This is a genomic window from Microbacterium proteolyticum (assembly GCF_030818075.1).
In the GTDB taxonomy this organism is placed as follows: domain Bacteria; phylum Actinomycetota; class Actinomycetes; order Actinomycetales; family Microbacteriaceae; genus Microbacterium; species Microbacterium proteolyticum_A.
In genome coordinates, this window is record NZ_JAUSZZ010000001.1 from 1 (window position 1) to 21,151 (window position 21,151).

The 21,151-nt window shown below is 71.5% G+C and carries 20 protein-coding genes and 2 pseudogenes; 7 read left to right on the forward strand and 15 right to left on the reverse strand.

The features are described from left to right. The 3 genes from QE392_RS00005 to QE392_RS00015 all read left to right on the forward strand — a co-directional run. Window positions 1–286 (forward strand): helix-turn-helix domain-containing protein (locus tag QE392_RS00005; protein WP_307446096.1); only part of this gene is annotated, 286 nt, incomplete at its 5' end. 91 nt (window positions 287–377) lie between these two features. Continuing rightward, window positions 378–1,127, forward strand: a complete 750-nt coding sequence (locus QE392_RS00010) for an IniB N-terminal domain-containing protein (RefSeq protein WP_307446097.1) — start codon at window positions 378–380, stop codon at window positions 1,125–1,127. After that, on the forward strand, window positions 1,114–1,809 hold the full coding sequence (locus QE392_RS00015) for a hypothetical protein (RefSeq protein ID WP_307446098.1): 696 nt from the start codon (window positions 1,114–1,116) through the stop codon (window positions 1,807–1,809). The genes QE392_RS00010 and QE392_RS00015 overlap by 14 nt, the downstream gene beginning before the upstream one ends. 47 nt (window positions 1,810–1,856) lie before the next feature. Here QE392_RS00015 and QE392_RS00020 read toward each other — a convergent pair whose 3' ends face one another. The 4 genes from QE392_RS00020 to QE392_RS00035 all read right to left on the reverse strand — a co-directional run bounded on the left by QE392_RS00020 (window position 1,857) and on the right by QE392_RS00035 (window position 7,117). Continuing rightward, window positions 1,857–3,383, reverse strand: a complete 1,527-nt coding sequence (locus tag QE392_RS00020) for a dynamin family protein (RefSeq protein ID WP_307446099.1) — start codon at window positions 3,381–3,383, stop codon at window positions 1,857–1,859. Next, a complete protein-coding gene (locus tag QE392_RS00025; protein WP_307446102.1) occupies window positions 3,380–5,296 on the reverse strand; it encodes a dynamin family protein in 1,917 nt (638 codons plus the stop codon). Before QE392_RS00025 ends, QE392_RS00020 begins: the two co-directional genes overlap by 4 nt. A 120-nt stretch (window positions 5,297–5,416) precedes the next feature. Next, window positions 5,417–6,256, reverse strand: coding sequence for a hypothetical protein (locus tag QE392_RS00030; RefSeq protein ID WP_307446104.1), 840 nt, complete (start codon window positions 6,254–6,256; stop codon window positions 5,417–5,419). Between the two features lie 30 nt (window positions 6,257–6,286). Beyond that, a complete protein-coding gene (locus tag QE392_RS00035) occupies window positions 6,287–7,117 on the reverse strand; it encodes a hypothetical protein (protein ID WP_307446106.1) in 831 nt (276 codons plus the stop codon). A gap of 310 nt (window positions 7,118–7,427) precedes the next feature. Between QE392_RS00035 and QE392_RS00040 the strand changes: the two genes are divergently transcribed. Further along, a complete protein-coding gene (locus QE392_RS00040; RefSeq protein WP_307446108.1) occupies window positions 7,428–8,615 on the forward strand; it encodes a class I SAM-dependent methyltransferase in 1,188 nt (395 codons plus the stop codon). 56 nt (window positions 8,616–8,671) lie between these two features. Here QE392_RS00040 and QE392_RS00045 read toward each other — a convergent pair whose 3' ends face one another. From QE392_RS00045 to tsaB, 4 genes are read right to left on the reverse strand one after another with little or no spacing between them, the layout of a single operon-like run. Beyond that, on the reverse strand, window positions 8,672–9,223 hold the full coding sequence (locus tag QE392_RS00045; protein ID WP_307446109.1) for a hypothetical protein: 552 nt from the start codon (window positions 9,221–9,223) through the stop codon (window positions 8,672–8,674). Further along, on the reverse strand, window positions 9,220–10,308 hold the full coding sequence (tsaD, locus tag QE392_RS00050; RefSeq protein ID WP_307446112.1) for a tRNA (adenosine(37)-N6)-threonylcarbamoyltransferase complex transferase subunit TsaD: 1,089 nt from the start codon (window positions 10,306–10,308) through the stop codon (window positions 9,220–9,222). The genes QE392_RS00045 and tsaD overlap by 4 nt, the downstream gene beginning before the upstream one ends. Continuing rightward, a complete protein-coding gene (gene rimI / locus QE392_RS00055; RefSeq protein WP_307446115.1) occupies window positions 10,308–10,895 on the reverse strand; it encodes a ribosomal protein S18-alanine N-acetyltransferase in 588 nt (195 codons plus the stop codon). Before rimI ends, tsaD begins: the two co-directional genes overlap by 1 nt. After that, on the reverse strand, window positions 10,895–11,527 hold the full coding sequence (gene tsaB / locus QE392_RS00060; protein WP_307446118.1) for a tRNA (adenosine(37)-N6)-threonylcarbamoyltransferase complex dimerization subunit type 1 TsaB: 633 nt from the start codon (window positions 11,525–11,527) through the stop codon (window positions 10,895–10,897). The genes rimI and tsaB overlap by 1 nt, the downstream gene beginning before the upstream one ends. A 76-nt stretch (window positions 11,528–11,603) precedes the next feature. Here tsaB and QE392_RS00065 point away from each other — a divergent pair. Both QE392_RS00065 and QE392_RS00070 read left to right on the forward strand, forming a co-directional pair. Further along, window positions 11,604–11,903, forward strand: a pseudogene (locus tag QE392_RS00065) (alpha/beta fold hydrolase); the annotation flags it as partial. A 112-nt stretch (window positions 11,904–12,015) separates the two neighbouring features. Continuing rightward, window positions 12,016–12,534 (forward strand): alpha/beta fold hydrolase, encoded by a 519-nt coding sequence (locus QE392_RS00070; RefSeq protein ID WP_307446120.1) that lies wholly within the window; start codon window positions 12,016–12,018, stop codon window positions 12,532–12,534. Between the two features lie 98 nt (window positions 12,535–12,632). Here the strand turns inward: QE392_RS00070 and tsaE are convergent, their stop codons facing one another. The 5 genes and pseudogenes from tsaE to coaA form a co-directional block, all read right to left on the reverse strand. Next, window positions 12,633–13,136: a tRNA (adenosine(37)-N6)-threonylcarbamoyltransferase complex ATPase subunit type 1 TsaE gene (gene tsaE, locus QE392_RS00075; protein WP_307446123.1), complete on the reverse strand. Its 504-nt coding sequence runs from the start codon at window positions 13,134–13,136 to the stop codon at window positions 12,633–12,635. Continuing rightward, window positions 13,133–14,254, reverse strand: coding sequence for an alanine racemase (alr, locus tag QE392_RS00080; protein ID WP_307446126.1), 1,122 nt, complete (start codon window positions 14,252–14,254; stop codon window positions 13,133–13,135). The genes tsaE and alr overlap by 4 nt, the downstream gene beginning before the upstream one ends. Window positions 14,255–14,613: 359 nt before the next feature. Next, a pseudogene (locus tag QE392_RS00085) lies at window positions 14,614–14,961 on the reverse strand (holo-ACP synthase); the annotation flags it as partial. Between the two features lie 207 nt (window positions 14,962–15,168). Further along, complete coding sequence (gene glmS / locus QE392_RS00090; protein ID WP_307446129.1) at window positions 15,169–17,019, reverse strand: glutamine--fructose-6-phosphate transaminase (isomerizing); 1,851 nt, start codon at window positions 17,017–17,019, stop codon at window positions 15,169–15,171. A gap of 67 nt (window positions 17,020–17,086) precedes the next feature. Then, window positions 17,087–18,040, reverse strand: a complete 954-nt coding sequence (gene coaA / locus QE392_RS00095) for a type I pantothenate kinase (RefSeq protein WP_307446131.1) — start codon at window positions 18,038–18,040, stop codon at window positions 17,087–17,089. A gap of 101 nt (window positions 18,041–18,141) precedes the next feature. On the opposite strand from coaA, the gene QE392_RS00100 reads away from it, so the two are divergent. Continuing rightward, window positions 18,142–19,071 (forward strand): Ppx/GppA phosphatase family protein, encoded by a 930-nt coding sequence (locus QE392_RS00100; RefSeq protein WP_307446135.1) that lies wholly within the window; start codon window positions 18,142–18,144, stop codon window positions 19,069–19,071. 220 nt (window positions 19,072–19,291) lie between these two features. On the opposite strand, the gene glmM is transcribed toward QE392_RS00100, so the two are convergent. Together glmM and rpsI are read right to left on the reverse strand one after the other, a co-directional pair. Further along, on the reverse strand, window positions 19,292–20,647 hold the full coding sequence (gene glmM, locus QE392_RS00105; protein WP_307446139.1) for a phosphoglucosamine mutase: 1,356 nt from the start codon (window positions 20,645–20,647) through the stop codon (window positions 19,292–19,294). Window positions 20,648–20,661: 14 nt separating this feature from the next. Further along, window positions 20,662–21,132 (reverse strand): 30S ribosomal protein S9, encoded by a 471-nt coding sequence (rpsI, locus tag QE392_RS00110; protein ID WP_074696481.1) that lies wholly within the window; start codon window positions 21,130–21,132, stop codon window positions 20,662–20,664. Window positions 21,133–21,151: the final 19 nt, after the last annotated feature.

A 21,151-nucleotide genomic window follows, 5' to 3' on the forward strand; every position in this document is an offset into this window, starting at 1 on the left:
GGAGAGCATCGGCATCCTGAGCGATCGCGAGCGCGAGGTCGCGGTGCTGGTGCTGCAGGGCAAGACCTACGCGGAGATCGGCGAGACCATCTTTATCTCGCCCCGCACCGCCGAGCACCACATCGCCCGCATCCGCCGACGCCTGGGTGCGACCTCGCGCTCCGACCTGATGGCGCGCCTGCGCATGGCGCTCGACGACGACGGGTACGCCGCCGATCCTGCGCCGGAAGCCGGCGCGGAGACCGCGCAGCCCGCCCGCATCCTCGCCGCCGCCAAACCCCTATGACCCACCCCGCGCTATGGGGGTTCCCCCCGACGCGCACACGCACCCCCTCGACCTAACGTCGATCCCAAGCAACAACCGTGAGGAGACCACAATGAGCGTGACGCTGGCGACGATGGCAGATGCGCTGATCGAATTCATCCTGAGCCTCCTGCGCGACCCGGAGGCCGCCGCCGAGTTCGAGGAGGATCCGGAGGGCGCGATGGCGGCGCGCGGGCTGAGCAATGTCTCGTACGCCGACGTCTGCTCGGTGGCCCCGGTCATCGCGGAGAAGCCCCACGTGGTCCCGGTCTCGCAGCCGGTGGTGGTGCCGGTGCCCGTGGCGCCCAAGCCCGAGTGGAATCCGGTGGTCAAGGAGATCAAGACGATCACCACCCAGCTGCAGTACACCCACATCGACGACCGCGACACCATCGTCGATCAGTCGGTGAACCAGAACATCTGGGCGAACGGCGACGTCAACCAGACCTTCGGCAATGAAGCAGTCGTCGCCTCCGGCGACAAGGCCATCGCGGCAGGCAACGACGTCGACCAGGACACCACGCTCGATCAGTCCACCGACATCGACGCCGGCAACGACGTCAACATCGGCAACGACGAGACGAACACCGACATCGACGGGTCCTACAACGACACCACCGAGACGACCACGGAGACCGACAACTCCTCCGACGTGGACCTCACCGACTCGGCGAACGACTCCTCGACGGACGTCGTCGTCGACGACTCCTTCAACGACACCACCGAGACCACGGTCGACACCTCCGTCGACGAGGACACCACCGTCGTGTTCGACTCGGGCAACGACGTCGTCATCGAAGACACCTCGGATGACACCCTCTGACACGCCCTCGGAACGGCGGGTGGGCTCGCAGGAGCTCATCCGCCGTTCCGGCGCGTCCGCACCCCAGACCCAGATGCGCCGGTCGCCGGCGCCGCCGCCGTACGAACCGCCCGCCAAGGCCGCGAAACCGGAGCGCCCCGCGCTGCACGACAAGGCCGCCGCGCCCGTCCTGGTCAAGATGCCGCCGCCCGCCGCCGTGCGCCTGGCGCAGATCAGTTGGGTGCTCAGCCTGGTCGTGGGCGCCATCGCCGTGGGGTACCAGTTCGTCATCCGCCAGTCGATCGACCCCGACATCGAAGCGATCGTCCGCGGGGTCGACGGCTCCCGCCCCGGCGAGACCGTCAGCACCGCCGCCGACATCGTCTTCTGGTGCGTCTTCGGCGCTCTCGTGACGGTGCTTCTGGTGCACATCACCTCGTTCGTGTCGTTCAACAACCGTCGAGACAACGCGCGATGGTGGATGCTCGGCACCCTGCTGTTCCTGGCCGTGTCGGTCCTGGCGGCGCGGCAGTTCGTCGCCGTCGGCGACCGGGGCGTGCCGCTCGACCGTCTGTTGCTGATCCAGCTGGGGCTGTTCGCGCTGGGCCTGCTGTTCTCCGTCATCCCGGCGGCCTTGCGCTGGACGCGGCGCAAGCACGACATCCGACGCGGCAGCCCCGGCGGCTCCGCGGCGGACTTCTGACGAAGCGGCATCCGATCCTCCCCGGTCGGATGCCGCTTCCCTTCGTTCTAGGCCGGACCGCCCGAGAGCACGGCGGATGCGCCGACACGATCGCCGCTGCCGGAGTCGGGGCCCAGGAGATCGGATGCCGCGCCCTCGACGCTGCGGACCACACCACGGCACAGATCGGCGGTGTGGCGGTCGGTCAGGGGCGACTCCGCGAGCGAGCGCCACTGGGTCAGCAGGGCATCGATGCGTTCGCGCTGCGCCGGTGCCTGCGCGTCGGCGCCGAGGCCGAGGCGTCGGACCGGGGAGAGACCGGACGCGCCCACGATGCGCTCCGCCTCGGCGAGCGCTGCGGCGTCGAGCTCGGGCGGCGCGGTGCGCAGCTCGGCCAGGAGCGACAGCTCCCGCAGGTCGTGGCTCTGTGCGGTAAGACGTTCGATGGAGGCCAGCAGCCCCGCCGTCTGCGGGCGGGGGCGCTCGCGCACGAGCCGCTCGACGCTGTGCAGGATGCCGCGTGCCTTCAGCGCGAACGCGCGGCCCCGGAACTGATCGTCGACGAAGCGCTGCACCTCGACCAGTCCGCTCTGCTGCACCAGACGGTCGGACAGGGCGGACGACGAGGTCGCGCCGCCGCGGATCAGCGCCGCCGCCAGACGGACCCCGAACAGGCCGAAGCGCCGCAGCAGGGAGCGACGCACCTCGACGCTCAGCGCGGTGTCGTCGGTGGCACGGATGAAGCGGTCGACGGTCAGCAGCAGCCGGTCGCGCGCGGCGCGATCCATCAGGGCGATGTGACGCAGGGCGATGAATTCGCTCTCGCGCAGCGTCCGGCCGCCCTCGGCGAGCAGGCCCGCCACGGGCACCACGTCGAGCGCGAGGGCGCGCAGCTCCCCGTCGCGGCGGTACCGATCGGCGATCTTCGCAGCCGACAGCAGGGAGTCGATGCGGCCCGAGCCGATCTCGTCGGCGCGCGAGAGCGCGGCCAGGGCGTTCACGGTCTGCGACTCCCCCGCGGCGGTGTCGCGGAAGGCCTCGAGGAACTTGAGGTCTTCGGCGTGCACGTGCCGGAGCAGGTAGATGATGGCATCCGCGGCCGTCGGGGTGTCCCGCGGGAGGAAGAAATCGGTGGAACGCGCCGAGTTCTCCACGCTGAGCGAGGCGATGCCCGGGGTGTCGATCAGCACGGTGGAGCGCAGACTCTCACTCGGCCACGCGACGTCGATCCACGCGACCTCCTCGGCGGTGTAGCCGCCCATGTCGAGGACCAGACGCCCCTCCTGCCGCCGCACCGGGCGCGAGATGCGCCGGCCGTCGTGCAGACGCAGATCGACCCGTGCCGTCGATCCGTAGCGGTACCACGTGATGGTGCGCGTGCACTCCCCCGCATCGGTGGGCGCGATCCGCTCGCCGATGAGCGCGTTCAGCAGCGTCGACTTGCCGGCCTTGACGATGCCGGCCACCGCCAGCCGCAGGGGCTCGCGCAGCCGCGCGCGGAACGACTCGAGCACCTCCACCGCAGCGGTGTCATCGGCGTACACGCCCAGGGCATCGTCGACGATGCGCGCGACCTCGGTCAGTCCCGCGCTCATCGCCCGACCGCCGCGGGGGCGGGGCGCGGCGCCTCGACGCCCGCCGCGGGGATGCGCCCCCGCAGCGCCTCGATGTCGCGCAGCTGCGCCTGCAGCTGGCCGATGCGCTTGTCGCGATCGGCGGTGTACGTCGCCGCGGCCTGCTTGGCCACCAGGACCGAGTCGCTCAGTGACCGGTGCAGTTCGTCGGCGATGGAGCCGAAGTGGTCGCGCGCGGTGCGCTGGACGATGCGGAGGCGGTCCTTCAGCTGCTTGCCCACCTGGAACACGGTGTCTTCGATGTGGCGGCGGAGCAGGTTCTTCGCCTCGTTCTGCCGTCGCAGCAGCCGGGCCGACATGTCCTCGCGGAACGCGCGGCGGCCCACCAGCACGCCGGCGAGCAGCGACAGCGGGTTGATGAGCGAAAGGCCGACGATGCTCGTGGCCAGGCCCACCATGAGCACGCCGCCGTACGATCCGCGCACGCCGATGTAGATCTTCTCGGCCGCGCCCATCTTGCCGTCGTCGAGGTGCTGCAGCTCCTCGACCGGATCCAGCAGGCCGTCGGTGCCGGCCACGTCGATGAGCGGGATCGACTCCTCCCCCATGCGGAACTCCTCGGCGACCTGCTCCGCCAGCCACTGGGAGCGCTCGTTGGTCCACACGAACGTCTCGGAGACCGCCGCGTTCACGCGCTGGTCCACCCACTCGGCGATCTGCTCCCAGATGGGGCCGGGGTCGCCCTCGTCGATGGCCGCCTCGCCCTCGCGCTGCACCTTGCGCAGGCGATCGCGAAGGTCGTGCTCGGTGTCGGAGATGAGGTCGGCGATGCCGTCGGACAGCGTCACCTGCCACCGGGAGGTGCGGCTGCGGAAGTCGTCGGCCTTCGCCTTGGCATCCTCGAGACGGGCGATCATGCCCGGGGTGTCCTCGGGATGCTGCAGGGCGTTCAGCTCCGTCTTGACCGCGAGCGACAGCTGGTCGGCGACGGTCATGAGATCGTGCACGGCCGCGCGGCGGTTGAGGTCCTCCGCCTTGCCCAGCACGTCGCGGCGCAGATGCGCGACGAGCTCGGGGAAACCGGACTCCTCGTTGAGATCGCGGTCCTGCTGCTCGGCGGCCAGCAGACGCAGGTCGCTCGAGACGGCGAAGACGGGGACGTCGTCGATGTCGACGCCGAGGTCGTTCAGGTGCTTCTCGTCGACGCGCTGGATCTCGCGCCACTCGGGGTAGAGGTCGGTCTTCGACAGCACCGCGGCGACGTTGGGCGAGATCCGCATCGCGTGGCGGAGGAACTGGATCTCGGGCTCGGTGTACTCCTGCGACGCATCCGAGACCAGCAGCACCGCGTGCGCGGTGGTCAGGGCGGCGAGCGTCGCCAGCGACCGGGTGGACTCGAGCCCGCCGACGCCGGGCGAGTCGACGATGCGCAGACCCCCCTTGAGGATCTCGCGGGGCAGCAGCACCTCGGCCCCCACCACGTCACCGTCCTGCTCCCCGGCGGCGCGCGCGGTGACGTAGTCGGCGAGGCGCTCGAAGGGGATGTCGACACGGCGGATCTCGCGCGACTCGCCGCTCTCGCGCGAGACGAGGACGGTGGCCGAGGGCTCCTGGGCGTAGCCGACGGAGGTGGGGACGCTCGTGGCGATGTCGTCGTCGACGGCGCATGCGGGGGCGTTGATCAGAGCGTTGACGAGCTTGCTCTTGCCCTGCTTGAACTGGCCCACGATGACCACGCGCACGTGCGGATCCTGCAGGCGGGCCCGGGTGCTGGTCAGCTTCTCGGCCAGGTCTTCGCGCCCGAGGACGGCCGAGTACTTCCGGGCCCGCTCGACCAGAGCGGTGAGTTCGCCGGGGACCGCCGTCGGAGGTGTCTCCCCCGCGGGGCCGGCATCGGTGACGGGGGACGTGGGGGATTCGGCCGCTGCGCTCACGCGAGGTACCTCTCGAGATCATGGCCGGCGCCTCTTCGCGCCGGGACAACAGAAACGACGATAGCCCTGGGCGGGAATCCCGCCCAGGGCTACCGTCTGAAGGTTTCGTCTGAACGGATCTCAGGCGTCCGGCAGATCGATGACCGGAACCTCGATGACCGTCTCGTTGCCCGAGCCCCAGACCACGTCGGCGTTGATGGTCCAGTCGTTCGTCTCGGTGTCGGTGAAGTCGTCGTTGAACGAGTCCGTCACGTCCACGTCGATCGACTCGTCGTTGCCCACGTTGTCGAACGACCACGACTGCGACGCGTCGGTGATGTCGATGTCGGTGTACGACTCGTTGTACGAGCCGTCGATGGTGACGATCTCGGTGGAGTTGCCGATGTTGATGTCACCGCCGGAATCGATCGTCGTCGACTTGTCGAGCGAGTACGAGATGTCGACGTTCCCGCCCGCAGCGACGGATCCCGAGCCGGATGCCGTCACCGCACCGTTGGCGAACGACTGGTCGACGTCGCCGAACGAGGCGATGTTCTGGTTCACCGACTGGTCGGTGATCGTCGCCGAGCTGTGAATGGCCGCCGCACCGCCGCCGACGCCGCCGAAGCCGCCGTCGAAGCCGGTGTTGTACTCGCGGTTGCCGGCGTTGACCGATTCGTCGGTCCACGAGTTGTCCTCGTAGGAGTTGTGCGAGTCGACCTCGATGTCGGCGACGACCGAGTTGTCGGAGTTGTCGGAGTTGTCGTTCCCCGAGTCCGAGATGTCCCAGTTCGTGTTGCCGGAGTCGACGTTGCCGGAGTCGACGATGTCGACGTCGGTCGTGTTCGTCTCCTCGTACGAATCGTCGACATTGCCGACGTTGTCGAGGTCGACTCCGAGGTTGGTGGAGTTGTCGGTGTTGCCGACGTTCTCCCACGTGGTGTTTCCGGAGTTGTCGACGTTTCCGATGTCCCAGACCATGATCTTCGTCTCTCTTGTCTCGTGGGTGTCTTAGAAGGGCAGGTCGACGGTGTAGCTGTTGCCGCTGTCGACGATCGCGTCGATGTTGACCTCGACGGTGGTGTCGGTGTCGAAGACCTCCGAGGTGTTGAACGACCCGTCGGCGGAGTAGCTCTCCGAGTAGTCGTTGAACGAGTCGGTCACGTCGACGTCGGTCGACGCGTCGGTGTAGCTCCAGTCGACGTCGACGGTGTTGAACGAGTCGCTCACGGTGGTGATCGAGGTCTCGTTGCCGATGTTGATGTCGCCCTCGGCGTTGAGGGTGGTCGACTGGTCCACCTCGGTCGACCAGTTCACGTCGCCGCCCGCGGCGATCGAGTCGGCACCCGAGGCGGTCACCGCGCCGTTGCCGAACTCCTGGGAGACGTCGCCTCCCGAGGCGATGTTCTGGTTGACCGACTGGTCGACGATCGTCGACTGGCTCCAGATCTCGGTGTGACCGCCACCGCTGGCCGCCGCCGCCGAGCCCGTCGAACCGCCGAAGCCCGTGTTGTACTCGCGGTTGCCCGCGTTGACGGAGGCGTCCGTCTCGGAGTTGTCGACGTAGCTGTTGTACGACCCCTCGGTCCAGGAGAAGTCGACCGAGTTGTCGGAGTTGTCGGAGTTGTCGTTGAACGAGTCCGTGACGTCCGTGGACTCGTTGTTGGAGTTCTCGTTGAACGAACCGTCGACGCCGACGGTCGTGTCGTTGGTCACCGTCTCGGTGTTGGTCTCGTTGAACGAGTCCGTGACGTCGACGTCGGCGTTCAGCGAGTTGTCCTCGTTGAGCGAGTCCGCGACGCCGAGGTTGAGCGAATCGTTGATGTCGCCAGTCGTAGGCATTTCTTCCATCCCATTCCCGGGCTGCGGCCCGCAGGTGCTGTTCGTACTGTCGAGAGTAGGAACGGCGCTCGGATCCGGCATCGGGGACCTCCCCGGTATCGGTTACGGGGTGCCCCGGGGTTTTCGGGGGTGCGAGGAGGGGGTCGGGTGATTCCCCCGCGGGTGGCGACGGGATCGGCCGCCTGCCGAGGGGAGGGGGCCGGGTGGTCCCCCCGCGGGTGGCGACGGGACCATCCGCCTGCCGAGGGGAGACGGCGCAGACCTCGTCCGCCCCCCGGCGCCCGCGAATCCGCCCGCCTAGGCTGGTTCGGTGGACACCGCCGAGCTCACCGCCCTGCTCACCCCCGAAGGGCTTCGCCTCCTCGATGAGGTGGGCCCCCTGGACTCGACGGATGACGCGGCGCGCGCCGTCTCACGACTGCGGGCGGCCGGCCACTCCCCCGATCTGGTCGCCGCGGTCGTGGGCCAGGCCCGCCTGCGCGTGCGCGCCGCCGCGAAGTTCGGGCCGTTCGCCGACCGGATGCTCTTCACCCGGGCCGGTCTCGAGCAGGCGACGCGCCTGTCCATCGCCGCGCGTCACGCGGGACGCTTCCTCGCCGCGGGCGTGCGACGCGTCGCCGACCTCGGGTGCGGCATCGGCGGTGACGCCCTGGGTCTCGCCGGTCTCGGCATCCGCGTGCATGCCGTCGACGCCGACGAGGTGACCGCCGCCCTCGCCGCCTACAACCTCGCTCCCTTCGGGGACGACGCGAGCGTCGCGCACGCGCGCGCCGAAGACGTCGATCTGAGGGAGATGGATGCCGTGTGGCTCGACCCCGCGCGACGCACCGCCGGGCACGCCGAGACCCGTCAGGTGGCATCCGGTGAGTGGTCGCCGTCGCTCGAGTGGGTGTTCGACGTGCTGCGCCGCACCCCCGGCGGCGTGAAGCTGGGGCCGGGCTTCGACCGCGCGCTGATCCCCGACGACGTCGAGGCGCAGTGGATCAGCGCCGACGGTTCGACCATCGAACTCGTGCTCTGGGCGGGCGCGCTGGCACGCGAGGGCGTGCGCCGCGCCGCGCTCGTCGTACGCGGCGACGACGCCTGGGAACTCACCGCCCCGACCGACAGCGCGGACGTCGACGTCCGCGACCTCGGCGCGTTCGTGCACGAGCCCGACGGCGCGGTGATCCGGGCCCGGCTCATCGGCGAGGTCGGTCGCGCGCTCGACGCGGGCATGCTGTCGACCGGGATCGCCTACCTGACCTCGGATGCCGCGCTCACGAGCCCCTTCGTCTCGTCGTTCCGCGTGCGCGAGCTCCTCCCCGTCGACACGAAGAAGCTCGCCCAGGCGTTGCGTGCGCGCGGGATCGGGACGCTGGAGATCAAGAAGCGCGGCGTCGACATCGACCCGGCCGTGCTGCGCAAGAAGCTGTCGCTCCGCGGCGACGAGGCGGCGACCCTGATCGTGACGCGCGTCGGATCGAAGCGGCTCGCGGTACTGGCCGACCGCGTGTGAACCTGCCGTTCCCGCGGCGACCGGCGCCCGCGTGACACTCCGGAGGAGCGCCCCGGTCAGACGACGGCGAGCTGCGAGAAGCCCCAGATCAACCAGCCGACGCTGAACAGCAGCGACAGCACGGCCAGCACCATCGCCCACGCTGCGACGCCGCGGCTGTCGTGCGCCCGACGCAGCGAGAGGGCCGAGAAGACGAGTGCGACCACGCCCAGGAGCAGAAGCCACCCGGTGAAGAAGGATGCCGTCAGCGCGAGGATCGCCAGCCCGAGCGCCCACGGCGCGAGCGAGCGCGGGGCCGGCGGGACGGGCGGCACGTACGGGATGAGGTGGTCGCCGAACGCGGCCATCTCGAGCTGGGCCGTCGGCATCCGTTCCGGATCGTCGACGAACGGCTGGTCCGCCGCTGCGAGCGACGCGCCCGACGCGGGGGCGTCCCCTCCGGGCGCGGGGGGAAGCGCCGCACCGACAGGACGCGGCGGCCCCGCGACCGTGCCCTGGGCCGTGGCCGGGACCTGTGCCACCGCACCGCCGGGAGGCAGCGGCGGGTCGCCGGCAGCAGCCGGGGCGTCTTTCCGCGCGCGCCGCGTCGGCGGCGGCATCTCGGTCATGCCGGCCCGCCGGGCACCGCGGCATCCACGTCTTCGGCCACCTGGATCTCGGTCACCGGCAGCGTCGAGTCGGCGCCGAACGCCAACGTCGAGGGGCGCCGGCCCGAGGCGATGAGCTCGGCGGCGAGGGCGGCGATCATCGCGCCGTTGTCGGTGCACAGACGCAGCGGCGGAATGCGTACGGCCACGCCCGCCGCCGCGGCGCGCTCCAGCGCGACATCGCGGAGACGTCTGTTGGCGATCACCCCGCCGCCCAGCAGCAGACGCGGCACCCCGTTGCGCGCGCACGCGTCGAGGGCCTTCGTGACGAGCACGTCGACGACGGCCTCGCGGAACGACGCCGCGACGTCGGCGACGGGCACCGGCAGGCCGGCGGCCTCGTGCTGCTCGACCCAGCGCGCGACGGCGGTCTTGAGCCCCGAGAACGAGAAGTCGTAGCGGTGGGATGCCATGTCGGAGGCGCGCGAAAGCCCCCGCGGGAAGCGGATGGCGGTGGGATCGCCGTCGGCTGCGGCGCGGTCGATCTCGGGTCCGCCCGGGTACGGCAGCTTCAGCAGGCGCGCGACCTTGTCGAACGCCTCGCCGGCAGCGTCGTCCATGGTCTCGCCGAGCAGCTCCACGTCGCTCGTCAGGTCGCGCACCAGCAGCAGCGAGGTGTGACCGCCGCTGACCAGCAGGGCCACCGTGGGGTACTCGAGCGCTCCCGCGTCGGCATCCAGGATGTCGGCGGCGATGTGCCCGACGAGATGGTTGACGGCGTAGAGCGGCTTGTCGAGTGCCACGGCCAGCCCCTTCGCCGCGCCCACCCCCACCATGAGGGCGCCCGCGAGACCCGGGCCGCTGGTCACGGCGACCGCATCGAGCTCGGCGAGGGTCACCCCGGCCTCGGCCAGCGCGGCGTCGATGGACGGCTGCAGCGCCTCGAGGTGCGCGCGGGCGGCGACCTCGGGCACGACCCCGCCGTAGCGGGCGTGCTCGTCCATGCTCGACGCGATGGTGTTGCTCAACAGCTGCCGACCGCGGACGATGCCGATCCCGGTCTCGTCGCAGCTGGTCTCGATACCGAGCACGAGGGGCGCGTCCATCAGCACCAGCCCTTTCCGATCGTGGAGGTCGACGCAGAATCGGAGGAGAGGGGCGCAGTCTGGCCGATCCCTCCGGATCCGGCGCGCGTCTCCGAGTCCGCCGACCCGGATGCCGCGTCTTCCGCACGCCGCGTCGCCCACCCGCGCAGGTCGAGCTGCATGACGATCGCGTCGACGTCGTCGGGTTGGTAGTAGCGGGGCCGACGCCCCACCTCGACGAACCCCTCCGAAAGGTACAGCTTCTGGGCGACCGGGTTGTCGGCCCGCACCTCGAGGAAGACGTCGTGCACACCACGGCGCACCGCCTCACCGAGCAGCGCGCCGAGCAGCGCACGCCCCCGCCCGCGCCCCCGCGCGGACTCCGAGATGGTGATCGTCTGCACGTCGGCATCGCGCGCGCCGCGCACCGCACGCAGCCCCGCGTAGCCCACCAGCCGACCGGCCTCCTCGACGACGACGTACCAGCCGTGCGTCGATGCGAGTTCTTCGCGCATCATCGCCGCGCTCCAGGCATCGGTCGGGAACGACGCCCGCTCGAGCGCCATGATCGCGTCGAGGTCGGTGGCCGTGGCGACCCGCGTCGCCATCAGCTCACCCGCTTCGGAGCGTGCGCCGCGACGACGTCGGGGCTGCGCAGGTACAGCGGCTCCGCGCCGGTCAGCGTGCGGCCGGCGTCGAGGGCACGGGCTGCGGCGAGGGCGATCATCGCCGCCGACACCCGGGTGGCGTCGCAGCGGCGCGCGCCGGCGTCGGCGAGGCGCGCGTCGAGCTCGTCACGCGGGCTGAGGGCGGCGTCCGACAGACGCACGGGCAGGCCGTCGTCGTCGAGTCCCTCGTAGACGCTGTACGCGAATTCGCGTCGGCGGGCGTCGGTGACCACCGCGAAACGACCGGTGTCGGTGTCGGTGAGGGCGTCCGCGAGCAGCAGGCCGAGCGCGATGCCGTCGTGGCTGGGCACCGGGATCAGCGGAACACCGCGCCCGAGGGCGAAGACCCGGGCGGCGGCGATGCCGACGCGTAATCCCGTGAAGGGGCCGGGCCCCATGCCGATCGCGACGTGCGCGGGCGCGGGCGCGACCGCCGTGGCCCTCTGCAGCAGGTCGCCGATGACCTCGGCGTGGCCGAGCGGGTTCGCGCTCTGCTCGTCGACGAGCACTTCCCCGTCGCGGGCGATCGCCCCGACGGCAGTACCGAGCGACGTGTCGATGCCGATGATCACCGTTCCAGGGTATCCGGCACCCCCGACACCGTCCCGCGAAGGCATCCGACCGCCTCCTCCGCTCCGAAGAAGCACCATGGATGCCACTGCTCTGGGCCTCCGCCGCGTCGTCGTCCCGACGGGCGTCGGACCCATCGTCGTCCGGGCCGGTCGCAACGCGGGCAGCCCCGTCGCGACGGTTCTGCTGCACGGCGCGGCCGGGTCGTGGTCGACATGGGCGCCGCTGCTCGCGGCATCCACGGTCCCGCGCCTGTCCGACGTGATCGCCCTCGACCTGCCCGGATGGGGCGAGACGCCCGGTCCCGTTCCCGATCCCGCCGATCTCGCCGTCGCCGTCGCGGCGGTCGCACGCGCGCTCGGCTATCCGCGGTGGCGGGTGGTCGGGCACTCGCTCGGCGGCGTCGTCGCGCTCGATGTGGCGGCGCGCTTCCCGAACGAGACCGTGGCGGTCGGCATCGTCTCGCCGAGCGGGGGCGGGCGCCCGCGCAGTGGCACGGCATCCGGTCGCGGGTGCCGTGCGGCTGCCGGGGCTGGCGGGCATGGTCGTGGCCATGCGCGTGCTGCGCGCGCTCGGTCCGCTCGCGGCCCCGCTCCTGCGACTGCTCCGGCGCACGGGCGCGCTGCGCGTGCTCGCCCGGCCGTTGTTCCGGCATCCCCACCGCGTCGACCGCGCGGTGACCGACGCGCTCGCGACCGAGATCCGCCCCTCGGCGTTCCTCGCCGCGGCGCGCGCGTCGCTGACGCACGACGACGGCCTCTGGCGGCGCATCGCCTGCCCCGTTCGATCGGTGCGCGGCGCTCACGACGTCTTCGTCGCCGAGCGCGACGCCCGCAGCTGGGCGACACTCCTGCGCGACTACGCCGACCGCGTCCTCGACGACAGCGGGCACTTCGCCCACGTCGAGCAGCCCGGCGAGACCGTGCGCGCCCTGCGCGACGTCTGGTCCGCCGACCGCGGGCCCCGAGCGCCCCGTTCGCGCCCCCGTCGGCGAACCGTCATGGGCTGACCGCGCACCGGCGCCTCGCAGACGGGCGCGTCGGGTTCACCGGGTCAGCGTCGATCCGGGAGGCCCGGCGCGTCTCCGGCCGGGCCGTCCGACCGCCGTCAGGGCCGCCGCGAGATCGTCACCGTCCGCGGGGCATCGGCGTCGAGTTCGACGGTGTGCACCGCGATCTCGCCGCACGCGTTGTCGACGCCGCGTCCGCCGAGGTGACGCTCGATCTCGATCTCCCACCACGTGTCGGCCAGGTACTCGGCGACCCCGCGGCCCCACTCCACGATCACCGCGGATCCCTCCACGTCGATGTCGAGGTCATCGAGCTCGACCGCCGCCCCGAGCCGGTACGCATCGACGTGCACGAGGGGTGTGCCTCCGACGAGTGAGGGGTGCGTGCGGGCGATGACGAACGTCGGGCTCTGGACGGGACCACGGATGCCGAGGCCCTCGCCGATCCCGCGCGTCAGGGTCGTCTTGCCCGCGCCGAGGGGACCGGTGAGCACGACGACATCGCCGGGCCGCAGCGCGCGACCGATCGCGCGACCCAGGTCGTGCATGTCGCCCGGACCGGCGACCTCGCGGGTGCCCAGCAGCTCCTCGGGAACGCTCACGCCTCGACCTCCCGTCGGGGGACGCGGGCTCCGACGCGCGTGACGATCTCGTAGTCGATGGTGTCGGCGGCATCCGCCCAGTCCCGGGCCGAGGGCACGCCCAGGGTCGGGTCACCGAACAGCACGACTTCGTCGCCTACCGCCACGGGGTGGTCGCCGACGTCGACGACGAACTGGTCCATCGCGATGCGGCCCGCGACGGTGAAGCGGCGCCCGCCGATCGACACCGGGCCCCGGCCCGACGCCTGGCGGGGCACGCCGTCGGCGTAGCCGAGCGGGACGAGCGCGAGCGTCGTCTCGCGCTCGGTGCGGTAGTCGTAGCCGTACGACACCCCGGTCCCGGCCGGCACCCGTCGCACGGCCGCCACGGCTCCGCGCAGCGTCATCGCCGGGCGCAGGCCCAGATCGGCGGGGCTGCGGTCCGCCAGCGGCGAGACCCCGTACAGCCCGATGCCGATGCGCACGCAGCCCAGACGAGCCTCGGGGAGCGCGATCGCCGCGTTCGATGCGGCGATGTGGCGCAGGGGCGGGGTGAGCCCGACCGACGCGGCGAGCGCGACGCCCTCTTCGAACCGCGCGAGGGCGGCCCGGTCGTCGTCGAGGCTGGTGTTCGACAGGTGCGAGAACAGGCCGATCATACGAAGGCGGCCGATGCGCTCCAACCGCGCGGCCTCGGAGAAGACGACCCGCCACTGCTCCGGAGCGATGCCGTTGCGCGACAGACCGGTCTCGAGCTTCAGGTGCACGCTCGCCGGCTTGCCGCCCGCGGCGGCCTCCCCGGCGCGCTGCAGCTGGTCGAGATCGGAGATCCCGAGCTCCACGTCGTGGCGCACGGCCTCCGCGAACGACACCCCGGGCGCGTGCAGCCAGGCGAACAGGGGTGCGCGGATACCCGCGCGGCGCAGCGCCAGCGCCTCGTCGATGTCGGAGACGCCGATGCGGTTCGCGCCGCCCTCGAGCGCCGCCCTCGCCGCGCGCAGCGCGCCGTGGCCGTACCCGTCGGCCTTCACGACCGCGATGATCTGCGACCCGGTGAGCGTGCGCAGGTGCCGCACGTTCTCGGAGATGGCGTCGACGTCGATGAGCGCTTCGCGCAGCACTCCCCGCGGCATCCTCATGCGGTGTCCTCTCGAGCGGAATCGGGGGCGGGTACCGCCGTCTCGGCCGCCTGGGCGCCGACCCCGGCGGCGGATGCCGAAGCGTCGGAGCCGGATGCCGAAGCGTCGGCGCCGGATGCCGAGGCATCGGGGACGGATGCCGCGGCGTGGGCGGCTGGCGCGTCGGCGTCGGAACCGAATCCCGCCGTCTCATCGGTCTCCGCCGCCGCGGGCTGGGGCTCACCGGCCGCGGCGGGCTCACCGGGCGCGACGAGGTCACCGGGCGGCGGAGCGTCGTCGCGGGAGGCGGCGACGTCGATATCGGTGGGCGGGGCCGGCTGCAGGGCGGGGATCACCGCGGGTGGCGCGGTCATATCGCCCGCTTCGGCGATGACGTACGCGGTCGCGAGCCCGGCGTCGTGCGACATCGACAGGTGCAGGGCCGTGATGCCGCGCGCGGCCACGGTGGTCGCGGTCTCCCCGTGGAGCGAGAAGACGGGCCGCCCCGACGGCTCGGCGGCCACCTCGATGTCGGTCCAGTGCACGCCGTCGGATCCCCCGAGCGCTTTGATCAAGGCCTCCTTGGCGGCGTACCGCGCGGCGAGCGAACGGGGCTTCAGCACGCGCTCGGCCGGGGCGAACAGGCGCGGCAGCAGGCGCGGCGTGCGCGCGAGGGTCGCGGCGAACCGCGGCACGTCGACCACGTCGACGCCGATTCCGACGATCATGAGCCCTCCCCTCGCGGCATCCTCTCCATTCTGCCGGTGCCCGCCGACATCGGCCGCCGCTCGCTCCTCCCCCCGCTTCCCGCCTCACCGCGAACCCACCGACGACGGTCAAGGCCTCCGGCTTCCCGTCGCACCGTACGTCGCGCAGAGGGGCAGGAACGACGAAGGGGCCGGATGCCACGGCATCCGGCCCCTCGACGACGGCGGTCACTCCACGGTGACCGACTTCGCCAGGTTGCGCGGCTGGTCCACGTCGAGGCCCTTCGCCTCGGCGAGACCCATCGCGAAGATGTGCAGCGGCACGACGGCCAGCAGCGGCTCGAACAGCGGAGCGGCGAGCGGGATGCGCAGCACCTCGTCGGCCGCGGGGAGCACCGCGACGTCGCCCTCTTCGGCGATCGCGATCACGCGGGCACCGCGGGCGCGGATCTCCTCGATGTTGGACACGACCTTCTTGTGCATCTCGCCCGAGCCGCGCGGCGACGGCACGACGACGAACACGGGCTGACCGGGCTCGATGAGGGCGATGGGGCCGTGCTTGAGCTCGCCCGCGGCGAAGCCCTCGGCGTGGATGTACGCGAGCTCCTTGAGCTTGAGCGCCCCTTCGAGGGCGATGGGGTAGCCGACGTTGCGGCCGAGGAACAGCACCGAGCGGGTGTCCGCCATCCAGTGCGCGAGCTGCTCGATGCGCGCCTGCTCGCTCTCGAGCACGCGGGCGATCTTGCCCGGGATCGACTCGAGTTCGGTGACCGCCTCGACGGCCACCACCGGGTCGACGGCTCCGCGGACGCGGCCCACGTGCAGGGCGAGCAGGTACAGCGCGGTGATCTGCGCGACGAAGGCCTTGGTGGAGGCGACGGCCACCTCGGGGCCGGCGTGCGTGTAGACGATCGCATCCGATTCGCGCGGGATGGTCGCTCCCTGCGTGTTGCAGATCGACAGGGTCTTCGCCCCGCGCGAACGGGCGTACTTGACGGCCATGAGGGTGTCCATGGTCTCGCCCGACTGGCTGATCGAGACGACCAGGGTGCGCTCGGTGAGAACCGGGTCGCGGTAGCGGAACTCGTGCGCCAGCTCGACGTCGACGGGCACGCGCGTCCACGTCTCGAGGGCGTACTTGCCGACCATGCCGGCGTAGGCGGCGGTGCCGCACGCGATGACGAGGATGCGGTCGATGTCGGCGAGGAAGGCGTCGAGCCCGTCGAGCTCGGGGATCTCGACGCGGCCCTCGTGGATGCGTCCACGCAGGGTGTTGGCGACGGCCTCCGGCTCCTCCGAGACCTCCTTGGCCATGAACGACGACCAGCCGCCCTTCTCGGCGGCGGACGCGTCCCACGTCACCTCGAACGGCTCGACCTCGACCGGCGCACCGGAGAAGTCGGTGACCTCGACGCCGGAGGGGGTGATCGCGACGATCTCGTCCTGCCCGATGGCGAGGGCGTTGCGCGTGTGCTCGACGAAGGCGGCCACGTCGGAGCCGAGGAAGTTCTCGCCCTCGCCGAGCCCGATGACCAGCGGCGAGTTGCGGCGGGCGCCGACGACCAGCCCCGGGTGGTCCTCGTGCATCGCGAGCAGCGTGTAGGCACCCTCCAGGCGCGACACCACCGCGCGGAACGCCTGCACCAGGTCTTTGGTGCGGGCGTACTCGCGACCGATCATGACCGCGGCGACCTCGGTGTCGGTCTCGCTGCGGAAGACGAAGCCCTCGCCGACCAGCTCGCTCTTGAGCTCGGCGAAGTTCTCGATGATGCCGTTGTGGATGACGGCGAGCTTGTCGTCGTCGGCCAGGTGCGGGTGCGCGTTGGCATCCGTCGGCCCCCCGTGGGTCGCCCATCGGGTGTGGCCGATGCCGGTGGTGCCGTTGGGCATCGGGACGGCTTCGAGGTCATCGCGGAGCACCGCGAGCTTGCCCGCTCGCTTGCGCATGCCGAGGCCCCCGTCGCCGTCGATCACGGCGATCCCCGCGGAGTCGTAGCCCCGGTATTCCAGCCGCGAGAGACCCGCGATGAGGATGTCCTGGCTCGGCCGAGGACCCACGTAACCGATGATTCCGCACATAGCCTCCGAGTCTACGGGCGCGGCCTGGGCGAACCGTGCGTTGCCCGTGCGCCGAGCCGCGCCGCGCTCAGAGCTTGCGCAGCAGCACCGACTCGACGGTGTGGTCGGCCCCCTTCTGCAGCACGAGCTTGGCCCGGTGGCGCGTCGGCAGCACGTTCTCCTCGAGGTTGGGGAGGTTGATGTCGCGCCAGTAGCCGAGCGCGCGCTCGACGGCCTCGTCGTCGCTGATGTCGGCGAACACGCGGAAGAACGACGTGGGGTTGGTGAAGGCGTTGTCGCGCAGCGCGAGGAAGCGCTCGACGTACCACTTCTCGATGTGGGCCGCATCGGCATCCACGTAGATCGAGAAGTCGAACAGATCGCTCACCGCGACCTCGTGGGGCGAGGGCGGCGGCTGCAGGACGTTCAGCCCCTCGACGATGACGACATCGGGCCGGTGCACGCTCACGTGCGCGTCGGGGATGATGTCGTACCGCACGTGCGAGTAGAAGGGCGCGCGGGCCTCGTCGGCTCCCGACTTCACCTCGCTGAGGAAGTTCACGAGCGCCCGCCGGTCGTAGGACTCGGGAAAACCCTTGCGATCCATCAGGCCGCGGCGCTCGAGCTCGGCATTCGGGTACAGGAAGCCGTCCGTGGTGACGAGCTCCACCCGCGGGGTGTCGGGCCAGCGGCTCATGAGCTCGCGCAGAAGGCGCGCGACGGTGGACTTGCCCACCGCCACCGAGCCCGCGACGCCGATGACGAACGGGGTCGTGGCATCCGTCTCGCCGAGGAACTCGCTCGTGTCGGCCCCGAGGCGCCGCGTCGCGCGGGCATAGAGGCTCAGGAGCCGGCTGAGCGGCAGGTACACCTCGGCGACCTCGCGCAGGTCAAGGCGGTCGCCGATACCGCGGAGCTGCACGACCTCGGTCTCGGTGAGGGGCTGCTGGAGCCCGCCGGCCATGCGAGCCCAGTCGTCGCGGTCGATCTGACGGTAGGGGCTCAGCGACGGCGCGGGAGCGTCGGTCTCGGCGGCGGACACCCGCCCATGCTACCGGCGGGGACCGAGTCGGGACGCCGGGCCGCGGCATCCGGAATCCGCCGTCGATGGGCGCGAGCGAACCGCGCCACTACGCTCGGAGCGTGCGCCTGGGAGTCCTCGACATCGGTTCCAACACCGTCCACCTGCTCGTCGCCAACGCCCGTGCCGGCGGCCGGCCGACGGCGACCACCTCGCACCGGTCGGTGCTGCGCCTCATGCGCTATCTGCAGCCGGACGGCTCCATCTCGCCCGAGGGCGTGCAGGGACTCGTGGATGCCGTGACCGCGGCGTGCGAGCGGGCGCGCGCCGAGGGGGTCGACGAGCTCCTGGCCACCGCGACCTCGGCCGTGCGCGAGGCGACGAACGGCGAGGCGGTCATCGCGCAGATCGAGGAGGTGCTCGGCCAGCCGCTGCAGGTGCTCGGCGGCGAGACGGAGGCGCGCTTCACGTACCTCGCGGTGCGCCGCTGGTTCGGGTGGTCCGCAGGACAGATCCTGCTGTTCGACATCGGCGGCGGCTCGCTCGAGATCGCCGGCGGCGCCGACGAGCTGCCCGACCTCGCCGAATCCGTGCCGTTGGGCGCGGGCCGATCGACGGTGCGGTTCCTTCCGCACGATCCGCCGAGCACCGACGAGATCGACGCGCTGCGCCAGCACGCGATGTCTGTGCTCGCGCCCGTGGCCGAGCGCTTCGCTGCGCTCCCCCGGCCCGACCACGTGGTGGGGTCGTCGAAGGCGATCCGCTCGCTCGCGAAGCTCGCGGGCTACCCCGTTCCGGGCTGGTCGGGCATCGACCGCATGGTGCTGCCGCGCCGGGAGCTCAAGGACTGGATCCCGCGTCTGGCCCGCATTCCCGCCGATGCGCGCGAGGCACTGCCCGGCATCACCGCCGACCGCACCTTCCAGATCGTCGCCGCCGCCGTCGTCGTCGAGCGGGCGATGAAGGCGCTGGAGGTCGAAGAGCTCGAGGTGTCCCCCTGGGCGCTGCGTGAGGGCGTGCTGCTGCGCTACATCGAGTCGCTGGAGTACTGACTCCTCCCGCCGCGCCTTCCCTCCGCCCGCGCCGGTCGCTGACTTGCGGCTTATGTACAGGCTTCCGGCGCCCGGACGTACATATGCCGCAACTCATCGCCCTGCCCGGCGCCGGCGTGGCCGCTGACTTGCGGCTTATGTACGCGCTTCCGGCGCCCGAACGTACATATGCCGCAACTCATCGCCCTGCGCGGCGCCGGCGGGCACGCGAGTGAGCGCGTCAGAGCGCGAGGCGCTCCCGCACCACCTCGGCGAGACGGTCGGCGTGAGCGCGGGCGACGTGCTCCGACTCCGCCTCGACCATCACGCGCACGAGCGGCTCGGTCCCCGATGCGCGAAGCAGCACGCGACCGGAGTCGCCCAGCTCGGCGCTGCACGCGGCGACGGCCGCCTGGACACCGTCGTCGTGCACGCCGTCGCGGTCGACGCCGCGCACGTTGACGAGCACCTGCGGGTAGACCGTCATCAGCGACGCGAGCTCGGCGAGGGTCTTCTTCTGACGCGCCATCTCCGCGACGATGTGCAGGCCCGTCAGCAGGCCGTCGCCCGTGGTGGCGTACTCGCTCATGATCACGTGGCCGGACTGCTCACCGCCGAGGGAGTAGCCGCCCTCGTTCATCGCTTCGAGCACGTAGCGGTCACCGACGGCCGTCTGCAGGACCCGGATGCCATGAGCGTCCATCGCGCGGTGCAGGCCGAGGTTGCTCATCACCGTGGCCACGAGCGTGTCGTCGACGAGCGCGCCCCGCTCCTTCATCGCGACAGCCAGGATGGCCATGATCTGGTCGCCGTCGACCACGTTGCCCTGGGCGTCGACCGCCAGGCAGCGGTCGGCGTCGCCGTCGTGCGCGATGCCGACGTCGGCACCGAGCCGCACCACGGCTTCGGCGAGCACGTCGAGGTGCGTCGAACCCACACCGTCGTTGATGTTGAGTCCATCGGGATCGGCGCCGATGACGGTGACGGTCGCACCGGCGTCTTTGAAGGTCTCGGGTGACACACCGGCGGCCGCGCCGTGCGCGCAGTCGAGGACGACGTGGATGCCGTCGAGGCGGTGGGGCAGGGAGCCCAGCAGATGCAGCACGTAGCGGTCTTCGGCATCGGCGAAGCGCCGGATACGGCCGACGCCGGCGCCCGTGGGCTGTAGGCGCTCGCCCTCGAGCGCGCTCTCGATGCGCTGCTCGACGATGTCGGGGAGCTTGGTGCCGCCGCGGGCGAAGATCTTGATGCCGTTGTCGGGTGCCGGGTTGTGCGAGGCCGACACCATGACACCGAAGTCGGCGTCGTGGTCGGCGATCAGGAAGGCGGTGGCGGGAGTGGGGATGACGCCGGCGTCGAGCACGTCGACGCCGGAGGAGGCCAGGCCCGCGGAGACCGCGGCGGCGAGGAACTCCCCCGAGACGCGCGGGTCGCGCGCGACGACGGCGGTGAGCCGACGGCCCTCCGCTTTGCGCGCTTCCGCGGAACGGCCCTGGCCCAGGACGACAGCAGTCGCCTGGGCCAGGTGCAGCGCGAGTTCGGCGGTGAGGAGGCCGTTGGCCAGCCCCCGCACCCCGTCCGTGCCGAAAAGAGGCATCCGGAGGTTCGAACTCAGCGCTTGGAGTACTGAGGCGCCTTGCGGGCCTTCTTGAGACCGGCCTTCTTGCGCTCCTTGACGCGAGCGTCGCGCGAGAGGAAGCCGGCCTTCTTCAGGGTCGGGCGGTTGTTCTCGGCGTCGATCTCGTTGAGCGCACGGGCGATGCCCAGGCGCAGCGCACCGGCCTGGCCCGAGGGGCCGCCACCGGAGATGCGCGCGATCACGTCGTACGAGCCCGCGAGCTCGAGGACCGTGAACGGGTCGTTGATCAGCTGCTGGTGCAGCTTGTTGGGGAAGTAGTCCTCGATCGTGCGGCCGTTGACCGTGATCGTGCCCGAACCGGGGACGAGGCGCACGCGGGCGATGGCCTGCTTGCGACGGCCCACGGCTGCGCCGGGGACGGAGAGCACGGGGCGCTCGGTCGCGACGGCCGACTGCTCGGCCGGCGTCTCGGTGCTGTAGTTGCTGGAGTCGATGTTCGACACTGTTTCGTCCTTATCCGGC

Coding starts and splice junctions, on each gene's coding strand:
- QE392_RS00010 (WP_307446097.1), top strand. CDS start 378: ATGAGCGTGACGCTGGCGACGATGGCAGATGCGCTGATCGAATTCATC.
- QE392_RS00015 (WP_307446098.1), top strand. CDS start 1,114: ATGACACCCTCTGACACGCCCTCGGAACGGCGGGTGGGCTCGCAGGAG.
- QE392_RS00020 (WP_307446099.1), bottom strand. CDS start 3,383: ATGAGCGCGGGACTGACCGAGGTCGCGCGCATCGTCGACGATGCCCTG.
- QE392_RS00030 (WP_307446104.1), bottom strand. CDS start 6,256: ATGGTCTGGGACATCGGAAACGTCGACAACTCCGGAAACACCACGTGG.
- QE392_RS00035 (WP_307446106.1), bottom strand. CDS start 7,117: ATGCCTACGACTGGCGACATCAACGATTCGCTCAACCTCGGCGTCGCG.
- QE392_RS00045 (WP_307446109.1), bottom strand. CDS start 9,223: ATGACCGAGATGCCGCCGCCGACGCGGCGCGCGCGGAAAGACGCCCCG.
- tsaD (WP_307446112.1), bottom strand. CDS start 10,308: ATGGACGCGCCCCTCGTGCTCGGTATCGAGACCAGCTGCGACGAGACC.
- rimI (WP_307446115.1), bottom strand. CDS start 10,895: ATGGCGACGCGGGTCGCCACGGCCACCGACCTCGACGCGATCATGGCG.
- alr (WP_307446126.1), bottom strand. CDS start 14,254: ATGAGGATGCCGCGGGGAGTGCTGCGCGAAGCGCTCATCGACGTCGAC.
- glmS (WP_307446129.1), bottom strand. CDS start 17,019: ATGTGCGGAATCATCGGTTACGTGGGTCCTCGGCCGAGCCAGGACATC.
- glmM (WP_307446139.1), bottom strand. CDS start 20,647: ATGCCTCTTTTCGGCACGGACGGGGTGCGGGGGCTGGCCAACGGCCTC.